15 protein-coding genes are annotated in these 19648 nt (G+C 55.9%); 11 read left to right on the top strand and 4 right to left on the bottom strand.

The genetic code is table 11. The features are described from left to right. Positions 1-22 precede the first annotated feature (22 nt). The 3 genes from ACESLM_RS27415 to ACESLM_RS27405 all read right to left on the bottom strand — a co-directional run bounded on the left by ACESLM_RS27415 (position 23) and on the right by ACESLM_RS27405 (position 3500). A complete protein-coding gene (locus tag ACESLM_RS27415; RefSeq protein WP_372637039.1) occupies positions 23-601 on the bottom strand; it encodes a TetR/AcrR family transcriptional regulator in 579 nt (192 codons plus the stop codon). 333 nt (positions 602-934) lie between these two features. Beyond that, positions 935-2413 (bottom strand): Lsa family ABC-F type ribosomal protection protein, encoded by a 1479-nt coding sequence (locus ACESLM_RS27410; RefSeq protein ID WP_372637037.1) that lies wholly within the window; start codon positions 2411-2413, stop codon positions 935-937. Positions 2414-2702: 289 nt separating this feature from the next. Then, positions 2703-3500, bottom strand: a complete 798-nt coding sequence (locus ACESLM_RS27405; protein ID WP_372637035.1) for a DUF2935 domain-containing protein — start codon at positions 3498-3500, stop codon at positions 2703-2705. 177 nt (positions 3501-3677) lie between these two features. Between ACESLM_RS27405 and ACESLM_RS27400 the strand changes: the two genes are divergently transcribed. The 3 genes from ACESLM_RS27400 to ACESLM_RS27390 are packed head-to-tail and all read left to right on the top strand — an operon-like array spanning position 3678 to position 7388. After that, on the top strand, positions 3678-4787 hold the full coding sequence (locus tag ACESLM_RS27400) for an endospore germination permease (protein ID WP_372637032.1): 1110 nt from the start codon (positions 3678-3680) through the stop codon (positions 4785-4787). Next, positions 4759-6240: a spore germination protein gene (locus ACESLM_RS27395; RefSeq protein ID WP_372637029.1), complete on the top strand. Its 1482-nt coding sequence runs from the start codon at positions 4759-4761 to the stop codon at positions 6238-6240. The genes ACESLM_RS27400 and ACESLM_RS27395 overlap by 29 nt, the downstream gene beginning before the upstream one ends. Then, positions 6237-7388 (top strand): Ger(x)C family spore germination protein, encoded by a 1152-nt coding sequence (locus tag ACESLM_RS27390; protein WP_372637026.1) that lies wholly within the window; start codon positions 6237-6239, stop codon positions 7386-7388. Before ACESLM_RS27395 ends, ACESLM_RS27390 begins: the two co-directional genes overlap by 4 nt. 31 nt (positions 7389-7419) lie before the next feature. On the opposite strand, the gene ACESLM_RS27385 is transcribed toward ACESLM_RS27390, so the two are convergent. After that, positions 7420-8757: an ABC transporter substrate-binding protein gene (locus tag ACESLM_RS27385; RefSeq protein ID WP_372637024.1), complete on the bottom strand. Its 1338-nt coding sequence runs from the start codon at positions 8755-8757 to the stop codon at positions 7420-7422. Between the two features lie 217 nt (positions 8758-8974). Here ACESLM_RS27385 and ACESLM_RS27380 point away from each other — a divergent pair, with 217 nt between their 5' ends. From ACESLM_RS27380 to ACESLM_RS27345, 8 genes are all read left to right on the top strand, one after another. Continuing rightward, on the top strand, positions 8975-9862 hold the full coding sequence (locus ACESLM_RS27380; protein WP_372637021.1) for an ABC transporter permease subunit: 888 nt from the start codon (positions 8975-8977) through the stop codon (positions 9860-9862). Next, a complete protein-coding gene (locus ACESLM_RS27375) occupies positions 9859-10779 on the top strand; it encodes an ABC transporter permease (protein ID WP_372637018.1) in 921 nt (306 codons plus the stop codon). The genes ACESLM_RS27380 and ACESLM_RS27375 overlap by 4 nt, the downstream gene beginning before the upstream one ends. A gap of 186 nt (positions 10780-10965) precedes the next feature. Further along, positions 10966-12303, top strand: coding sequence for an ABC transporter substrate-binding protein (locus tag ACESLM_RS27370; RefSeq protein WP_372637016.1), 1338 nt, complete (start codon positions 10966-10968; stop codon positions 12301-12303). Positions 12304-12372: 69 nt separating this feature from the next. Continuing rightward, entirely contained in the window at positions 12373-13263 is an 891-nt protein-coding gene (locus ACESLM_RS27365) for a carbohydrate ABC transporter permease (RefSeq protein WP_372637013.1), read from the top strand. A gap of 3 nt (positions 13264-13266) precedes the next feature. Continuing rightward, positions 13267-14106, top strand: coding sequence for a carbohydrate ABC transporter permease (locus ACESLM_RS27360; RefSeq protein WP_372637010.1), 840 nt, complete (start codon positions 13267-13269; stop codon positions 14104-14106). A 35-nt stretch (positions 14107-14141) separates the two neighbouring features. Beyond that, positions 14142-15962, top strand: a complete 1821-nt coding sequence (locus ACESLM_RS27355; RefSeq protein ID WP_372637007.1) for a cache domain-containing sensor histidine kinase — start codon at positions 14142-14144, stop codon at positions 15960-15962. Further along, complete coding sequence (locus ACESLM_RS27350; RefSeq protein WP_372637005.1) at positions 15937-17559, top strand: response regulator transcription factor; 1623 nt, start codon at positions 15937-15939, stop codon at positions 17557-17559. The genes ACESLM_RS27355 and ACESLM_RS27350 overlap by 26 nt, the downstream gene beginning before the upstream one ends. 31 nt (positions 17560-17590) lie before the next feature. Beyond that, positions 17591-19240, top strand: a complete 1650-nt coding sequence (locus ACESLM_RS27345; protein ID WP_372637002.1) for an MGH1-like glycoside hydrolase domain-containing protein — start codon at positions 17591-17593, stop codon at positions 19238-19240. Positions 19241-19648 lie beyond the last annotated feature (408 nt).

Genomic DNA, 19648 nt, shown 5'->3' with positions numbered 1-19648 from the left:
CATCCTCTCAGATTGGATATCGTCAGCGGCGATCCGCGCCTGCCGCCACACCGTGATACAACGTGTCGATTACCAGCTTCGCCGCCGATTTGCCGGCGATGCGCCCCTCGTGCACCTGCTGCCAGGTGACGAACAGCAGCGAATACAGCACTTCCAAAATCCAGTCCGCGCTCATGTCCTCGCGGAATGCGCCCCCGCTCTGCAGCGATCGGATCGCCTCCCGGATCGGCTCCTTCACCCTCGCTTCGGCGGCGCCCATTTCTTCGCTGTAGTGCAGCGAAGTTTCTTTGGCGAGGAAGTTGATCTTGTCGCCAAGCGGAATAAGCGCTTCAATCAGCTCCGGAATGTAATCGCCGCCGATCTCTCCGACGGGCCGAATCCGGCTTAGTTTCTCCTCCACGACCTCGACCGCCCGCAGGCCGAGCTGTAGCATGAGCTGCTCCCTGCTTTCGATATAGCGGTGCAGCGTGGCAATGCCGATGCCCGCGTATTCGGCGATGTCGTTTAACGAAGCGGTCGGTTTCTCGACGAGCAGCTCCGTCGCCGCGTCGAGAATGGCGCGAAGCTTCGCTTCCTTGGCTGCCGTTCTGCCGCTGCTCATTGCTTCTTCCTCCTCCATCTCACAGTGTATGATAGTATTATCTATCATTTGATAACATTTTATATCATTTAAATGGCGACTACAACTCTGGTGCATAGCGAAGGGGCTGTTTCATAAGTCGTCAGAGGCAACATTTATAATCATCGATGAACAAGTACGGGGTATATATCTTCTTCCGCTGCTGTTACGATCATGAAATTAGGAATTGCTTAACCCGTAACTGGGTGATTTCATGATCGTAAGAGGCAGACGCTTCGCTCTACAGAAGATACATACCCCTACCCTTTTTCGACGATTCCAAGTTGCCAGACTTATGAAACAACCCCATTTATCTTACAGCCGCACGACCTTAGTCGCGATATTGCCGCAGAACTCGCTGTCGTGCTCCACGAACAGAAGCGTCGGCGAATGCTCCAGCAGCAGCTCTTCGATCTGCATGCGGGAGATGACGTCCACGAAGTTGAGCGGTTCGTCCCATACGTGCAGGTGAGCCTGCTCGCTGAGGCTGCGCGCGATCAGCACCTTCTTCTTCTGCCCGCCGCTGTAGGCGGACATGTCCTTCTCGAACTGAACCCGGGCAAAGTCGAGCTTGCGCAAAATGGACTTGAACAAGCTTTCGTCGACGTCGCTGCTCCTCGCGTAATCCGTCAAGCTGCCGCGCAAAAACGACGTGTCCTGCGAGACGTAGGAAATTTGGAGCTGGCTTCCGACCCTGAGCGTACCGTCGTACTCGAGCCTCTCCCCGCAGATCAGCTTGAGAATGCTGGATTTGCCGGAACCGTTCGGTCCCATGAGCGCGATTCTGTCTCCCTGGTCGACCGTGAAGCTGACATTCTCGCACGCCCGTCTTTCGCCGTAACGAATCGATACGCGATCCATCTCGACAAGCCGGCTTTTAGGGTAGGCAAGCTGCGCAATCTTCAGATGCTCCGCGCTCTCGATGTTTTTAAGCAGCCTCGACTTCTCTTCGATCGCCTCTTGCTGCCTGCGTTCCATCGATTTGGAGCGCTTCATCATTTTCGCGGCCTTATGGCCGATATAGCCCCTGTCCAAGAACCCGTCGGAATCGCGGTTTCCGGTTTTCGTTTTTTCCACCTCGTCCGACCATTTGCTCGTCCGCCTGGCCGCTTCGTTCAGACGTTTGATATCCTTCTTCAGCTTCTCGTTCTCGGCCAGCTCGAAGTTGTCCTGGCGCTGCTTGTTGTCCCACCAGTCGGAGAAATTGCCGCGCTGAATCTCGATATTCGTCTTGTTGATGGACAGAACGTGATCCACGCAGTTGTCGAGAAAGGCACGGTCGTGCGAGACGAGAATGAAGCCTTTCTTGGCCTTCAAGTAGTCGCTCACGATTCGCCTGCCGTTCAAGTCCAGATGGTTCGTCGGTTCGTCGATCAGCAGAAAGCTGTTTTCCTTAAGGAACAGCGCCGCGAGGAGCACCTTCGTCTGTTCTCCGTTGGATAAGGAAACGAACGGCCGGTACAGCACATCGTCGGATACCTTCAGCAGCGAGAGCTCGCGCGACAGCTGCCAATATTCGTAGTCCGGGCAAATTTCGTCGACGACGTTCAGCGCGTTGCTCTCCTTGTCCCGGACGGGAAACGGAAAATACTCGAAATCGACGCTTGCGTGGATCGTTCCCTCGTATTCGTATTTTCCGAGCAGCAGGTTGAGGAACGTCGTCTTTCCTCTGCCGTTCCTCCCCGTGAATCCGAGCTTCCAGTCGGTATCGATCTGAAAGCTGACATTGTCGAAAATGTTATCGTAGCTGCCCTCATAGGCAAACGTAAGGTTTTTTACATGGATTAATGACATTAAACATATCCCTCCGCGCAAATGATAAAAGCCGCAAGAAAGTTATCTTCTCGCGGCTCGTTTCATACGGCAAATCCAACCCCGTTAGGGGAAGTGGATAAGGATATGGAAGGGAGAGCAATAAGAGAAGGTAACTTTCTTGCACAACAAAACAGGCGATTCGATCGCTTTGCTGTTTCATTAGCAAGAAAAATCCATTCTCTCTTTCAGCCCCAATCCCTTAATTTAGAAGTATCGTAGCATACTCGCCGACCGTTTTCAACCATCGCGGCAAACCATAGCGGTAAACTTACGAACCGATTCGCGGCTTGTCGGCGCGACAATCCGGCTTCGGAACGAGTCCAAGCTGGGCAAGCTTCGTCAAGTAATAGCACTCCTCGCGCATCATGTGATCTGGCATAAGCGGAGAAATTCTGTCCAGCGCTTCGGCCGTCAGCTGCATCTCCTCCAGCTCGTTCAAGAAAGCGACGAACAGCTTCAGCTCCATGTCCACTTCCTTGTGAAGACGCCTGAACGCGGGAAAATCCTTCAGGTGCGTCCGCATATAGCCGGCCATTTCGATGCTTTTCATATACAACTGCTCAAAGTGCTTCTCGAACTGCCGGCTTTGCTTAATCATTCTTTTCTCTACGGCGTCCAGGTCCGCCGCGATCGCCGCCGCATGGCCGGCCGCATCCGGGAGCCAGAGGAAATCGTGATGCAAAGCGTTGAAGGTCGGAACGGGCCTGCCCGCGACCAACTCCGTCAGTATTCGCCAATACTCCTCCAATTCGTTCACCATATGGTTGAGAAACGTCGGAGGCAGCCCGATCGCCACTTGGCCCATTATCGCTCTTGCGAGCAAATCCAGCTTGAACTTGCGAAAATCCGTCGTCAGTTCGTATGCAGGCTGATTGAGCGATGCCGCTTCGAAATCCGATTTCGCGCCCCGCGCTTGCTCGAGGAGCCTGTCGAAGGAGGCGATGAAAGCCTCCGCGGATCGAACGTCCTTCGATTCTTGGGAAGAAAGCGTGTTATAAAGGAATCTCGCATGATCTCCCAGGATCTGCAGCCAAAACCGATGCTCGTATAATGCAGACTGAACCACCGAACATACCTCCCGTCGGATGATGCTACACGGGAAGTATATGAACCGGCTCCTGGAATCATGAAAGCCTTATCTGCGGAACCCTGCTCCGTCGCAAGCTTGCCGCAGAGAATAATTGGAAGAAACGGAGACATACTAACTGTTCGAAAGACTCCTACACAGACGGGAGGCAAGCTCATGGAAACGCGGTTCTCAAGACCCCAATTGATGTTTATGCTTCTGTTGTGCCTGAGCATCTCGAATCATGTATTCATCATTCCCCATCTCATTAAAGACGCCGGAAGAGATGCCTGGATCAGCATCCTGATGGCGTACCCGCCGCTGGTCTTATGGACTTTCGTTCTCTTTCTCATCCTCAAATCGATGGGCACTGTCCCGTTAAATCAGTGGCTGAACGGGAAGATTGGGAGAACGGCCAGCGCTGCGCTCTGCTGGGGGCTGGCTGTATACTTCCTGCTTCTGGGCACCTTAATCGTGTACGACATGAGCCTGAATACGAAAATCTTTTTCCTGCCCAAAACCCCCAATCCGATTATCGCGCTCAGCTTCGTGACGCTGTCTTATTTCGCCGCCAGATTCGGACTCAAGACGATCATTTATTTATCGATTCTGTTGCTGCCCGCCGTTTCGATATTGGGCCACTTCGTCTCCATCTCGACGATAGACAGCAAGGATTACAGCATGTTGAAGCCGTTTTTCTCGGAGGGAATGTCCGCGGATCTCCGCGGAGCGATCATCGTATTCGGCGGCAGCATTGAATTGCTCCTGCTGGTCGTCCTGCAGCATCAATTGAAGAAGCCGCTGAACTTCGGTACGATCCTGCTTGCGATGACCTTGCTGGTCGGATTGACCTTCGGCCCTTGCGTCGGGTCCCTGACGGCGTTCGGCCCGAACATCGCGGGATCTCTCCGGTTTCCCGCCTTCGAGCAATGGAGACTCGTCTCGCTAGGCGAATACATTTCCCACGTCGATTTTCTTGCCGTGTTTCAAATGATGTCGGGCAGCCTTACGAGAACGGCGCTGCAGCTCTACTTGATTTCCGAACTGGTCGGCATTCGCAGTCCCGTATGGAAACAATCCGCGATGATCGTGGCGGCATTGGTCATGGCCTCGCCCTCGTTGCTGAAACTCAGCGATCTCTGGGTGCAACGGATGATACACGACCATTTCTACGCGACTTCATTTATATTCGGAATCGCCGTCCTCTTCATCCTGTTCGTCGTGTCCCGATTGCCAGAGAGAGGAAAGGTGAGACGCAATGGAAACAACCGGCGAAACGCCGTATAAAGCGCTGGATCGCAAGTTATCGGAAGGAAAATGGGATGAAGACTTGCTGAGGAACTTCATGTCCGTTTACGCGGATGTCGTCTTCCCTCCTATTCCGCAACCCGAGCTGGCGGACAAGCTGATCGCTTTTTATTGCGAAGGCATGGCGGATCGGACCCAAATGAACCTTTACTTTAACGCGCTATGCCGATATCGGGTAGCATGGGAACGGAATTCAGGGGACATGCCGGAGACATCGGTCCGCATACCGATGATCGCCGTGAAAACCTCGTCGGAAGAAATGATGAACGAGCTGTTTTCCGGTAATTTGATTCTGTACAGCTACGGGGCAACCGATTTCTGGGTCGTGCAAATTTGCGACATTCCCCAACGGCCCGTGGAAGAATCCAATACGGAAATTTCGATCAAAGGGCCTAAGGACGCCTTCACCGAGAACATCTACACGAACATTTCGTTAGTCCGGAAAAGACTGCAAACAAGCCTGCTTTACTCCGAACGGTTTGTCGTCGGAAGTCTGAGCAAGACGCGCGTCGCGCTTCTCTATCTCCGGCACAAGGCCAATTCGGACATGATCGAGCAGGCGCGGGAACGTCTCAGTACGATTCAAACGGAAAGCATCGTCAGCAGCGGGCAATTGGAGCAGTGGCTGTCGGACAGAACCTTCTCGGTTCTTCCGCTGATTGATTATATCGGTCGGCCCGATTTTATCGTCGAATCACTGCTGCGGGGAAGATTCGCAATCGTCGTTGACGGTTCACCCATGGTGCTGATCGGGCCGGCCAACTTTCTGGAGTTGCTCAAAACGCCGGAAGACATCCATTTTCCTTATTATTACGTGATTCTCCAGCGGGCGCTCCGTATCATCGGTTTGTCGATCAGCATCATGCTGCCCGGATTCTGGCTGGCTCTGGCGACCGTGAACCTGGATCAGCTTCCCTTCAACCTGCTCGCGACGGTCGTGATCTCCCGAGAGGGCGTTCCGATGCCGACGATTCTGGAATCCATGCTGCTGCTGTTTCTGTTCGAGCTGCTCCGGGAGGCGGGAATTCGCTTGCCCAAAGCCGTCGGACAGACGATCGGAATCGTCGGAGGCATTATTATCGGGGATGCGCTTATTCGCGCCGGCCTCGCTTCTCCGACGATTCTGGTCGTCATCGCGATTTCGGCGGTCGCAACGTTCACCCTGGTCAACCAGTCGCTGTCCGGCTCGGTGAGCCTGCTCAGGTTCTTCATGATGCTGGCCTCCGCCACCCTTGGCATTTACGGTTTTATGCTCTCGTTGTTCGCGATCCTCATCTATTTATGTCGCCTTCGCTCCTTCGGGCTCGACTACCTGGAGCCGATCGTATCCTTAGACGTAAAAGAGTGGTTGTCCGCCTTTCTGATCAATCCGTTCAGGAGAAGGAGAAATTCCTCTCGGATAGTGAACCCCAGGAAAGGAGAATGGTCTTGAGCCGCCCCGGCCGCTTGTTCCTCGTTCTGACGCTGCTCCTCTCGGGATGCGCGGCGGATGCCAGAAATATCGAGATGCTGAACTACGCCACTGCGCTCGGCATCGACTATATCGACGGCCAATACCACGGCTACGTGCAGTTCATCAATCTCCAGTCGGTCGCCAAGACGACGGACGGCAAGCCGGAGGGCACGAAGACCTGGGTCGGAGAAGGCATTGCCTCCTCGTTCGAGCAAGCTCTGTTCGATATATACCGCACCGCTCAGGAAAGAGTATTCTGGGGCCACGTAACGGCGATCGTCATTAGCGAGGAAGCCTTGAAGCGCGGGATCGACAGCATTTACGACAGCATCAGCAGATACTACGAGTTCCGGTTAACGCCCTGGGTTTACGCCACGAGAGGCCCGGTCGATCAGATTCTGACCGCCGGCGGATTTTACGACCAGCCGACGCTTAGCACGATTTTGCAGGAGCCGACGGAAGCCTACACCCAAACCTCCTGGATCGAACCGATCAGGCTGCATCGGCTGATAAGCAGCGTTTACGAGCCGGGAAATACCTTGTGTATTCCATCGCTCGCGGTGAACGCCAAGCAATGGAAGGCGGAAATGAAACCGGATCCCAAGCTGATGGTCGAAGGCGCTGTTTTCATGAAGCAGGATCGGTACCATAGCTATATGTCCCTCAAGGAGCTGGCCGGACTGCGATGGGTAAGGAGCGGCACCGTGCGCGCCGCCATTCCCGTTCCCGATCGGACGCACCCGGAAGTTCAAGTCGTATTCGATTATCCCAAGCCGAAACTCCAACTGATTGAAGAGGGCGAGAATCCCCGCTTCCGACTCTCGATGAAGGCCAAAGGCTATGTCGTCAATTGGGCAGGCGGGAACTATACAAGCTTGGATGAACTGACCGGCGAAACGAAGAAGGCGATCGAACGGGAAATCCGGCAGCTCGTCCGCAAAGGCTATGCCCGCAAAACGGACGTGCTCAACCTCGAATACGACTTGTTTCGCAACCATTACCGCTTCTGGAAGTCCGGACGATGGAACGAGAAAAAGCTCATCTCGCCCGAGGCCGTCGACCAAATCGACCTTCGTCTCGACATCGTCCATTCAGGTTCGGAGAAGAGCAAGTTGGTCAATAAATAGAGGCCGCTGGGCGGCCTCTTACGTTGCGAGATTATTCCCTTCTTGCCTTCATCTGCTGCAGCAAGGCGTTCCCGTCTTCCCGCATCGCTTCGATCGCTTCGTCCAGCGTCTTGCTTCCTTCCGCCGCGGCCCTCAGTTCGCTTGCGATCAGCTGCGCCATATCCACTTTAAGCTTCGGTTCGAGCGCGACAAATTCGTCGGTCGCGTTCGCGACGGGATCCAATTTGTACAGTCCCGTAACGTCGCGCTCCGACGGGGGACGGATGTATTCGGTTCTGCTGAACAGGAAGTCGGAGCTCGATTTCGATTTGAGCTGGGCGAACTCCCCGGAATTGGCGTACTTGACGAATTCCCACGCGGCGCGGGGGTTGACAGATTGTCTGTTGATGACGAATGCCGGTCCCAGCTCGTAGGCGCTGCTCTGCGTGCGATTAAGCGCGTCGACAGGAGCGCTGACGACCGCCCAGTCGACGGAGGCATTCCCTAGTCGGCGAAGATAGAGATGATCCCGATAAGTCATGGCCGACTTGCCTATCAGGAATCGGTCGTCCTCCAGGAATCTCGTCCGCTTGGCGGTCTCTTCCGGCGTCGGCAAGTAGAAGGATCCGGAGCGCGCGACGCTGACGATCGATTCGAAGACCCCCCTCCAGGAATCGCCTTCCAGCCCGACCGCCGTCCCGTCCGCATTGAGAATTTTTCTGTTTTGCGCCATCAGGCTGTACAGGATGTCCGTCAGCGGCGAGGAAAATCCGTCCAGCGTAAACCCGTATACTCTATCGTTCCCTTCTCCGTCAGCCGGGAACCGCTTCGCCAGCTCGAACACTTCTTCCCACGTCATCGAATCGCGAGGCGGCTCTATCCCGTATTTCTCGAACAACGCGGCATTGTAATAGAGGCCGAAGCTTCTGAAATTCGGAGACAGACCGTACAGCTTGCCGTTCCCTTCCTCCCGGAGTTTGGAGAGAACGGCCGGCATGTAGCCGTTCAAGTCGTACTCCTGCCGTTTGATGATCGGGTCCAGCTCCAACAGCTTTCCTTCTTCCGCAAGCCAGCGGTGCTTGTCGACAAATAGAATATCCGGCCGATGCTCTTCGATATGCCGGTTGTACAATTCGGTAACCGTAAGCGACGGATCCGAGCCGACCGGAAGCCCGATCACTTCGAATTCGACGTTCGGGTAATCACTCTGAAATAGATTCCCGTAATCTTCGCGGAACGACCGTTCGTCCCAGTACATCACCTTTAACGACACCCGTTCGTCCTTCTCGAACGTTTTCCATTCCCCGCCGCCGTCCGGCATCGAAGCGCATCCTCCGGCTATTAGCGCAAGAACGGCTGCCGCGATCAGCGTCATATGCCTCTTTCTCAATGGTCTCCACCCCCGGTATTAGCCGCGCGATGATGCCATTTTATTACATGCGGAGCGAAAATTCAGCGCTCCGGAGAATAGTCCGTTGAATATTGTAAGAAATACCTCGTTTGTATCAAGTTAACGGCGCCTCGATTTTGCGGAATCCGCTTCTCATCTTCTCTATCCGAAGCTATACTAGATGCATCGAAATGAGAGAAAGGATGCGGAATCCAGCATGTTCAGGCTCGTCAAAACCGCAATGGCCGTTCCCCTCGCGCTCGCGTTCATCCTCTCCGTCTCCCTGCTTCCTCTGCTGCTTCAGCTGGACGGCGACGGAGGCTCGCTTCGGCTTCACTGGTCGCAAAGCTTTGCCGCCCTAAGCGACTACATAGCCGGACTCGGATCGGGGGATTCCTTCCGCTTCGTCTCCGGCAAAAACGAATACTCCTTCTGGGACCGGATCGGCGCTTCCTTCCGAGTGTCCTTCTTCTACATATCCGCCGGAAGCCTGATCGGCATGACGGCCGGCTTGCTGATCGGCGTCTACTTCGCCCTCTCCAAGGCCGAATGGCTGAAACGGATCGTCGAGCTGCTGGGTGCGCTGCCGGACTTCGTCATGATTTTGCTGCTGCAGTTCGCCGTCGTCTTCGTCGCTTCGAAAACCGGAGCCGTCGTGTTCCAGGTCGCCAGCTTGTCCACGGACGATCCCGCGATCGCGCTGCCGCTGCTCTCCGCCGCCCTTATTCCGGCCAACTATATGATCCAGAACGTGGCGATGCAGATGAAGCTTACGCTGAGCGAGGATTACATCGGCTTCGCCAAAGCGCGCGGGTTAAGCAGAAGACGTATCGTTTTCCATCATGCCCTGCCTAACGTGCTGCCATTCTTCAAGGCGGATCTGCACAAGCTGCTGGGCATTCTCATGGGCAACATTTTCGTCGTGGAATACTTGTACAACCTCAACGGGGTGACGATGTTCCTGTTCTCGGACGCATTCGGCTTCGGAGGATATCAATACGCGTTGGTCGTTAATGGATTAATGACGTTAATTATTTTGTACGCCGTCGTATACGTGCTGATCAGACTTTATCTGTGGGGATGGGAGAAGGTGATTTCCCGATGAACAAGAGCTTGCTGGCCGGACTGGCGATTACTGTCCTGATCGCGCTGGGCGCCCTGTTCGGAGAATACTTGTCCCCCCGCGATCTCGGCGACCAATTGAAAGTCGAATATATCGTGGACGATCAAGGCAAAGGAACGGTCGTCGCTCCTCCGGCCGCTCCGGGCGGCGAATATCCGCTCGGCACGGACAAATACGGCTACGATCTGCTGGCCAAGCTGCTGGACGGCGCGAAATATACGCTGTTCCTCTCCTTCGGCATCGCCTTGGCGCGCGTGTTTGTCGGCGGCCTGCTCGGCATGCTGCTCGGCTACTTCGGAGGGAACAAGCCGTCGAGGCGACCTGCGGCCGATTCCTGGAAAGCGCTCAACGGCATCCCGATCTTCCTGATCACTTGGCTGCTGCTTATCGGCATCTCGATCAATTCCTCCCTGTCTCCGCTGCAGCTTTCCGCGCTGCTCGGAATCGTGCTGACGGCGGTCGGAGTCCCTTCCGTCCTGTCGACGATCAAGGATAAGACGCTCGTCCTGCGCGATAGGCCTTACGTGCTTGCCAGCGAATCGCTCGGGGCCGGGCACTGGAAGATCGTTCGCTCCCATCTGTTCCCGTTCTTGAAAGAAAGCTTCCTGATTTTGATCGTGCAGGAAATCGTGCTCGTGCTAACGCTGTTTGGGCAACTAGCGATCTTTAACTTGTTCGTAGGCGGCACGACGATGTACATGGACCCGCCCGAATACCACAGCCGCACCAACGAATGGGCCGGTTTGATCGGCCAGGCGAGGGGCTTCCTGTACGTCAACCAATGGATTTTGTTCATTCCCATGGCGTCCTACGTCCTGCTGATCATGGGCTTCCAGCTCGTCTCCAACGGACTTGAGCAGCGCTACAAGCGGACCTACGCCAAGCATTCTTATTTATAAGAAGAGTATAATGAAGAAACAGAGGCGTCCCTTCCGTCGTCCGAAACGGACCAAGGGTCGCCTTTTCTTTCTGCGTCTTCAGCAACACCTAACATTTTTATACGTTCCCCTTACTTTTCTTTATGTTCTTGGAACCGAATAGTTCTTATGATGAACATGCAGGTTAAAAAAAGGAGGTCCGATTCCATGTTACGCAAAAAACCTTTGTTCGCCGCCCTAGCGACATGCGCGCTTCTGCTGTCCGCTTGCGGCAACGCGAACGACTCCAAGCCGGGCTCTGGCGCAGCCAGTCCCAGCGCTTCGGCCAAAGCTTCGGAAAAACCGGGCAACGTTGAACTCAGAATGGCATGGTGGGGGTCGCAAGAGAGACACGATAAAACGCTTGCCGCCATCGAGCTGTTCGAGAAACAAAATCCGAACATCACAATCACGGCCGAATATTCCGGCATGGACGGCTACTTCGACAAGCTGAACACGCAGATCGCCGCGGGCAACGCACCGGATCTGATCCAGATGGGCGGCAACATCATGGAGTACGTAGGTCGCAACGCGCTCCTTGATCTTCAACCCTATGTCGGTAATGTCATTCGTCTGGAAGACTTCGATCAAAGCTTGATCAACGAAGCGACCGCGGACGGCAAATTGTACGGCGTTACGCTGGGCGTTAGCCAAACGGCCTTGCTGTTCAACGCGACGATGTTCAACAAAGCCGGCGTTCCGGTCCCGAACGGCGAAAGCTGGACGTTCGACGACTTCAAGAACAGCGCGCTGCAAATCAGCGAGAAGCTCGGCAAAGGCTTCTACGGCTCTTACGATCTATCCAGCGACAACTCGTCCTTCACGACTTACCTGGCCGCCCACGGCAAAGAGCTTTATCGCAGCGGCGAGCTCAAGTTCGACAAACAGGACGTGATCAACTGGTTTACGATGTGGGACGAGCTTCGCCAAGCCGGAGCGATCGTTCCTGCGGAAGTTCAAGTCGCAAACCCGCCGGACGCCGTGGACAAATCGTTGATCGTGAAAGGGCAAGTCGCCATCCAGGGCGCATCCGCTTCGCAAATTTTCGGTTTCCAAGCTTTGACGGAAGACCAGCTCGGCCTGCTGCCGAACCCTGCCGGACCTGTCGGCAACGGAATGAGCCCTCCGGTGTCCGGACAATTCATGACTTCCTATGAAGGAACGAAATATCCGGAAGAAGTAGCCAAGTTCATGGACTTCATGGTCAACGATCCGGAAGCGGCCGTCATCCTGGGCAGCACCCGCGGCGTTCCGCCTTCGGCGAAAATCCGCGACGCTCTGTCCGCGGAATCGACTCCGGTCGACAAAATCCTGTACGACTACATCTCGCTCGCGACGAAGATTTCGACGGGCAACGGATACGAGCACTTTCCTTACGACAATGAATTCATCAAGCTTCTAAAATTGACGAGCGAGAAAATCGCCTTCGGCGCAGCCTCCATCGATTCCGCTTCGGAAGAATTCATGACGGAAATGCAAAAAATGCTTGCTAGAGCAAACCAATAGAAACGGGATTCTTTGCGGGAGCCCCCACGGCTCCCCTTTTTTTCCCTTAAGGATGGAGATGGATGCTCGATGGGAAAATATAAAACCTACTTGGCCGGGTATGCCTTTCTGCTGCCGTGGTTGATCGGATTTTTCGCCTTGACGCTGGGTCCGATTATCGCCTCGCTGTACTTATCGTTCACGAAATACGATCTGCTGACGACTCCGGAATGGATCGGCACGAAAAACTACGTAAGCATGTTTACCGACGACTACCGGCTTAAAGACTCGATCTGGGTCACGATGAAATACGTGTTCCTGTCCGTCCCGGTCCGGCTCTCGTTCGCCCTCGCGATCGCGATGCTGCTCAACCAGGGACTGCGTCTGCTGAATTTGTACCGGACGATCTACTATATCCCTTCCCTGCTGGGGGGCAGCGTTGCCATCTCCGTGCTGTGGAAACAGGTATTCGACAAAGAAGGCGTGTTCAACCAAGGCTTGGCCATGGTCGGAATCGAAGGACCGGCCTGGATTTCTAGTCCTTCTTATGCGATTTATTCGCTGATCGGGTTATCCGTCTGGCAGTTCGGATCGGTGATGATCATTTTCCTGGCCGGTCTTAAGCAAATTCCGACGGAGCTCTACGAAGCCGCAACCGTGGACGGAGCGGGCAAAGTGCGCCAATTCGCGAGAATTACGATGCCGCTGCTCACGCCGGTGCTCTTCTTTAACCTGACGATTACGTTGATCCAGTCGTTCCAGACGTTCACCAAAGCCTTCATCATAAGCGGCGGATCCGGCGGACCGATCAACTCTACCCTGCTCTACTCCCTCTATTTGTATATTAAGGGCTTTACTTTCCTTGACATGGGCTACGCTTCCGCGATGGCTTGGGTACTGCTCTTCATTATAGCGATCATTACGGGCTTGCTGTTCCTGTCCTCTCGTTACTGGGTCTTCTATTCGGATGGGGGGAAATAAAAGATGACGATACCTAAGAATGTAAAAAACGGTCTCTTGCACGTATTGATTCTCGCTCTCGGAGCGTTGATGCTGTATCCCGTTCTTTGGCTGATCAGCAGCTCCTTCAAACCGACGACCCTGATTTTTACCGACAAAAACTTGTGGCCGAGCTCCTTTACGCTCGAGCATTACAAGAGCGGCTGGTCCGGCCTGAGAAATATTCAGTTCGGCAACTTCTTCGTCAACTCCATCATGCTGTGCGTGATCGCCGTTTTCGGAGTCGTGCTGAGCTCGTCCATGGCCGCTTTCGCCTTTGCGCGAATCGATTTCCCGCTGAAAAATCTGTGGTTCGCGCTCATGCTCGGCACGATCATGCTGCCGGGCCACGTGACGCTAATTCCGCAATATATCATTTTTCATGAGCTGAATTGGGTGGACACGTTCCTGCCTCTTACCGTTCCGAAGTTTTTCGCCGAGGCGTTCTACGTGTTTCTGATCGTCCAGTTTATCCGGGGTATCCCCAAAGAGCTCGACGAGAGCGCGAAGATCGACGGCGCCGGCTGGTTCATGCTGTTCTTCCGCATTATTCTGCCGCTCTGCACGCCGGCTCTGGTGACGGCTGCGATCTTTACGTTCCTCGGTACATGGGACGACTTCTTCGGTCAATTGATCTATCTCAGCGACATCAAGAAATTCACGGTACCGCTCGGTCTGCGCCTGTTCCTCGATTCCAGCGGCAACTCCAACTGGGGAGCAGTGTTCGCGATGTCCGTGCTTTCTATCGTTCCTAGCTTGCTGATCTTCTTCGCCGGCCAGAGATACTTCACGCAAGGAATCGCAACGTCCGGCCTGAAAGGGTAGAATAAGAACGACACCCCGAGAAAAGGATGGAGCCTATGCGCGCGCTTTTCAAATATCCGACCAGACTGTTTACGCTCATGGTGCTCTGTTTTATCGGATTCAACGTCGTTCTTCTGCTGCTGTCGGCCGGCCTCTTCTACTCGACCTATTCGGATCTCGCCTATCGTGAAATCCGCGAAACGAAAAAGGAGCTGCTCGAGGAAACGTCTCAGAAGCTGTCGAATTACGTGTCCGGCATTCAGGATACCGCGCGTTTCCTGGTGACGAACGAGCTGATTCGCGGCCATCTGGCCGATTCCCCGGTCAGCTTCTACGACTTTTATTCCAAGAGCAAAAGCATCTACGAGGAGTTTCAGAAGCTACTGTCCGTCAAGATCGGCATTCATTCCATCGAGCTGTACACCGATTGGCACGGCAGCTACCTTCCGGTGCAGGATCGGTTCCTCTACCGGTACGAAGACGCGGAAACGCAGGGCTGGCTGGCGCGCATGGACAAGGCGGACGGATTCTGGATTCCCTCCCATCCTTACGACCAGTCGAGCGGCTCCGCGGAAATGGTCAGCTACGTACAGCGCATCATCAGCAACCGAGGACAATCGCTCGGCATCGTCAAGATCAACATTCCGGACCGGATGCTGTTCAATACGTTGTCCAAGCGCCTGCTCTCTCCGAGCAACGAAGACTATTACGTCATCATGGATTCTACCGGCCGCTACATCTCCTCCACGCTGCCTCCGGACCTGTCGATTCGATTCGGACAAGGCATCGAGCGCAAGGAGGATTTCGCCAGACTGCTCGGAGACGCGTCGCTGCCGATGGACGGCGAGATCGAAGGACGCACGTACAATCTGATCTCTTCGGATAAAAATATGGAATATTGGCGCCTGATGCAGCTCATTCCACGCGACGTCTTCCTGGAAAGCGGGAGGGAGATCCGACAGCTCACGTTCTGGCTGCTCGCCGCCCTCATCGGTATCTCCGTTCCGATCGCCTTCTGGATTTCGAAGAGGCTGACCTCGCCCATCCACCGGATCGTGGACGGCATGCGCACGCTGGAGAAAGGCGATTTCAACGTGCGTCTTGGCGCATCGAGCATCCAGGAATATATGGTTTTGACGACGCATTTCAATCGCATGGTACAGCGGCTGAAGCAGTTGATCGGCCGTCTGAACAAGGAGCACCGCGACCGGCGGGAAGCGGAGCTGAGGCTGCTGCACGCCCAGATCAAGCCGCATTTTCTGTACAACACGCTGGACATGATTCACTGGCGCGCGATGGATTACAAAGCCCACGAGATCAGCCAGATGGTGCACCAGCTGTCCCGGCTGTTCCGCATCGGACTGAGCAACGACAAGTGGTACGTCACCGTCAAGGACGAGCTGGACCACGCCCGCTGCTACATCACGATCCAGAAATTCCGGCAGAACTTCGACATCGTCTACTCGGAGCAAGCCGAGCCGGACCTGTTCTCCTGCCTGATTCCGAAGATCGTCCTTCAGCCGTTTCTGGAGAACGCCGTCATTCACGGCTTCGGAAGCCGCGCCGATCAAGCCGTCATCGAAGTCAAGGTCGAGGCCGAGTCGGGGGACGTCCCCCCTTCCCTGCGCATCTCCATTCTCGACAACGGCGTCGGAATTCCGCAGGATTTCGTCATCGAGAACGCCAAGGGCATCGGCATCCGCAACGTCATCGACCGCATTCACCTGTATTGCGGGCCGTCCTACGGCGTGGAGATCGACCGTCTCGACTCGGGCCAGACCCGGGTATCGCTGCGCCTGCCGCTCATTCGCGACGAAGAGGAGCTTAATCAACTAACGAGGAGTCTTGCGGATGAATACGATTCTCTTGGTGGATGACGATCAATACGTCATCGACGGCCTGCTGAAGCACGTGCCCTGGGAAGACATGGGCATTCGCATCGTCGGAACGGCCGGAGACGGCGAGCAGGCGCTGGAGCTGTTCCGGGAATGCAAGCCCGACATCGTCATCACCGATATTTACATGCCCAAGATGGACGGGTTCCAGCTGACGGAGGCGATTCACGAGATCGATCCCGAATTTCCGGTCGTCATTCTGAGCGGCTTCGACGATTACGCCAACGCCAGAAAAGCGGTCACCAAAGGCATTCAGCATTTTCTGCTGAAGCCTCCCAGCATTTCCGAGATCGAGTTCGTCGTGCGCGAGGTCGTGCAGCAGCTGAACGAATCGAAGGAACGGGACGAGCTGCTGTCCAGCTACGTCAGACAGCAGGACATCGTGCAGCGCTCGATGAGAGAGCTGTTTTTCCGCGACTTGCTGTCCACCCGCTATCGGCGCGAGGAGCTCCCCTGGCAGCGCATCGAATTCATGGAGCTGCCGCAGGAGACGACCGTGCAGGCGCTGACGCTCAGCCTCATCCGCACGGAAGGCCGCACCCGCACGGAGGAGCGCGATTGGCAGCTGCTCCGCTTCGGCACCGGCAACATTATCCGCGAAGTGCTGGACAAACGGCTGGAAGCCTATTCGGATCTTGCCGCGGAGGTCATCGCCTATTCGGACAAAGATTTCGTCATTCTCTTCCTCGGCGGCGCGCCGATGGATGAAACCGTCGGCGCGACTATCATGGAAGCGTCGACGGCGATCGTGGACAACGTGCTGCAATATATGAAAATCTCGATGCTCGGCGGATTGGGAACTCCCTGTAACGGTTACGAGCACATTCTCGATTCGTTCCTGGAGAGCCAGTCCGCGATCGAGACGGCGGAAATGAACGACTGGAACCGGATCTACCCGTTCACGGAAAAGGCGGAGCCCGAGGAAGAGCGGCTCATGCCGCTGGACCTGATCCGCAAGCTGAACGACGCCATCTTCCAGAAGCAGCTGCAGGACGCGGCCGATCTATGGCAGGAGCTGAAGTCGAACCGCGCGTTCGTCTCCTCCTCCCTGCCCGGACTTAAGGGAGTCTGCGCCGGGTTGATCAGCGCCTGGCGGACTTCCGCCTGGTCCTCGGCCGCGCAGGCTTCCGACGACGAGACCGGTCTGGAGGAGCTGCTCGTCTCCTTGAACCGCAACGCGACGGCCAAAGGGCTGATCGACTGGATGGACGAGCAGATGTCCCGCGCCATCGCGCAGATCAAGGAAAACTTGCAGGGGAAGAAGAGTCATGCGCTGATCGACCGCGTCATCGGCGACTTCATCGAGAAATGCTACCACCAGAACATTACGCTGGAAGAAATTGCGGCCAAAATCCACGTCAACCGCAACTATTTGAGCCAATTGTTCAAGAAAATCACCGGCGAGCCGTTCGTCACCTACTTCAATAAGTACCGCATCGAGAAAGCCAAGGAACTGCTGTCGACCGGCCAATATATGGTTTACGAGATCAGCGAGATGGTCGGCTTCCAGAATTCGACCTATTTCAGCCAAGTGTTCAAATCCATCACCGGGATCAGCCCTTCGGAATACAAGCGCTGACCCGGTTTCCGCAAATGAGGTGCCTATCGCAATGGATACATTACTGGAACGGCTTCGTTCCATCGATCTGCTCCGCCAGGCCGACGGGCTCGCCAACGAATCCGGCCGCGCCTTCCTGACGGAATTCGCCTGGTCCGGCGTTAAGTTCGCCGCATCCGGAGGAACACTTGAGAACGCGTATTACTCCGCCGTCTACAAGCTGCCCGACTGCGTGTCGCGTGAGCCGGACGGCTCCTTGACGCTGCAGGAAGGCGGCGTGTACAAAGGCTGCTGGCTCGAAAGCACGGGAACGATCAACGCCGAACTGCTGGCGCGGTTCGTCCCTTCCGTCTCTCGTTCGACCTACGAGCAGTTCGCCGACCATCAGCGAGAGGACGGGCTCATCCCTTACAAGATCGCGGAAGGCGGTCCCGTCTTCCGCCAAATCCAGCTCGTATCCCCTCCGGCGAGAAGCGTATGGAATTATTATTTGCTGAACGGCAACGACCGGGGATTTCTGGAGAAAATGTACGCGGCGCTGAGCCGGTACGACGAGTGGCTGGAGAAGTATCGCAACACGCGCGGCACCGGCTGCGTCGAGGCGTTCTGCGCCTTCGACACCGGCCACGACCTGTCTCCGCGATTCTGGCACGTAGCCGATACGCCCCACCGGGGCGATCCGGCGCAGGTCGATCCGGATTCGCCGCTCGTTCCTTTCCTGGCGCCGGACTTGACGGCCAGCGTCTATTGCTCGCGCAAGTATCTTGCCCGGATGGCGCGGGAGCTTGGGAAGGACGCCTCGTGGGAGGAGCGGGCCGAGCAGTCACTGCGCGCGCTGTTCCGGCACTGCTACGACGGGAACGACGGGTTTTTCTACGACCGGGACAAACACGACCGCTTCGTGCGCCTTCAGTCCGACGTGCTGCTGAGAGTGCTCGCCTGCGAAGTCGGCGACTCCGACCTGTTCGCGTCGAGTCTGAGGCGGTATCTGCTGAATACGCGCAAGTTTTTCGCCAAATATCCGTTCACCTCGATCGCGATGGACGACCCGCGCTTCGACCCGCATTCGGCCTACAACAGCTGGGCGGGCGCGACGAATTTTCTCAGCCTCATTCGCGTCCCTCACGCGTTCGAGCACCACGGCCGGCATGTCGAGCTGGTCTGGGCGATGCAGCCGATTCTGTCGGCGCTGTCGCGCATGACGAGATTCGGCCAAGTGCTCAGCCCGTGGACGGGCGAAGAAGGCTATACGGAAAGCTACTCCCCCGCTTTGCTCTGCCTGCTCGATTACGTCGAACGGCTTTGCGGCATTTTGCCCGCTGCAGCCGGAGAAGTCTGGTTCACCGGACTGCTGCCCTCCCCGCTCGATCACGGCATCGCGCTGGCGGAACGGACGGCGTATGCTCGCACCGTAGACGGAACGGCTTACGAGCTGCTCAATTCGCCCGAGGAGTGCACGATCCTCGCGGACGGACGCGAGCTTGCCCGCTTCCCTTACGGCGTCCGGATCGTCACCGATCGCGCCGGCCGCCTTCAGGCAATCGTCGGCATGACGCTGCGCCCGGTTCGCGGCTGGATTTTGTGGGAAGGCACAGAGTACTCTTTCCGCATCGAAGGCAACGAGCGACTGCGCTTCCTCGGCGACGAGGCCGGATTCGTGACAGAATCAAATCCGGGCGTCGTTCTTCCGGCGTACGAGTAACGGCTCGCCGGATTCTTCTCGACGGGCGGCGGGCGATGGTCTTCAGAGGTACGCTTTTGGCCTTGCTTGACCCTCTCCCCCCGCCGCCCCGTTCCGCCGAGGCACTTTTTTAGCCTTGGCCCCACCGCCCCGGCTCCGCCGAGGCACTTTCTTGGCCTTGGCCTCGCCGCCCCGGCTCCGCCGAGGCACTTTTTTGGCCTTGGCCCCACCGCCCCGGCTCCGCCGAGGCACTTTTTTGGCCTTGGCCTCGCCGCCCCGGCTTCGCCGAGACACTTTTTTGGCCTTGGCCTCGCCGCCCCGGCTTCGCCGAGGCACTTTTTTGCACTACTCATGCATCAAACCTAACATGAAAAATTACTCGCCATAATTACCTATATTAGGAATATTATGATTGCTTTTTCGTAGTCA

This window comes from Cohnella sp. (genome assembly GCF_041641335.1).
Taxonomy (GTDB): Bacteria; Bacillota; Bacilli; order Paenibacillales; family Paenibacillaceae; genus Cohnella.
The sequence above is the reverse complement of the archived record's forward strand: the minus strand, read 5'-3'. Positions and strand labels throughout refer to the sequence as shown.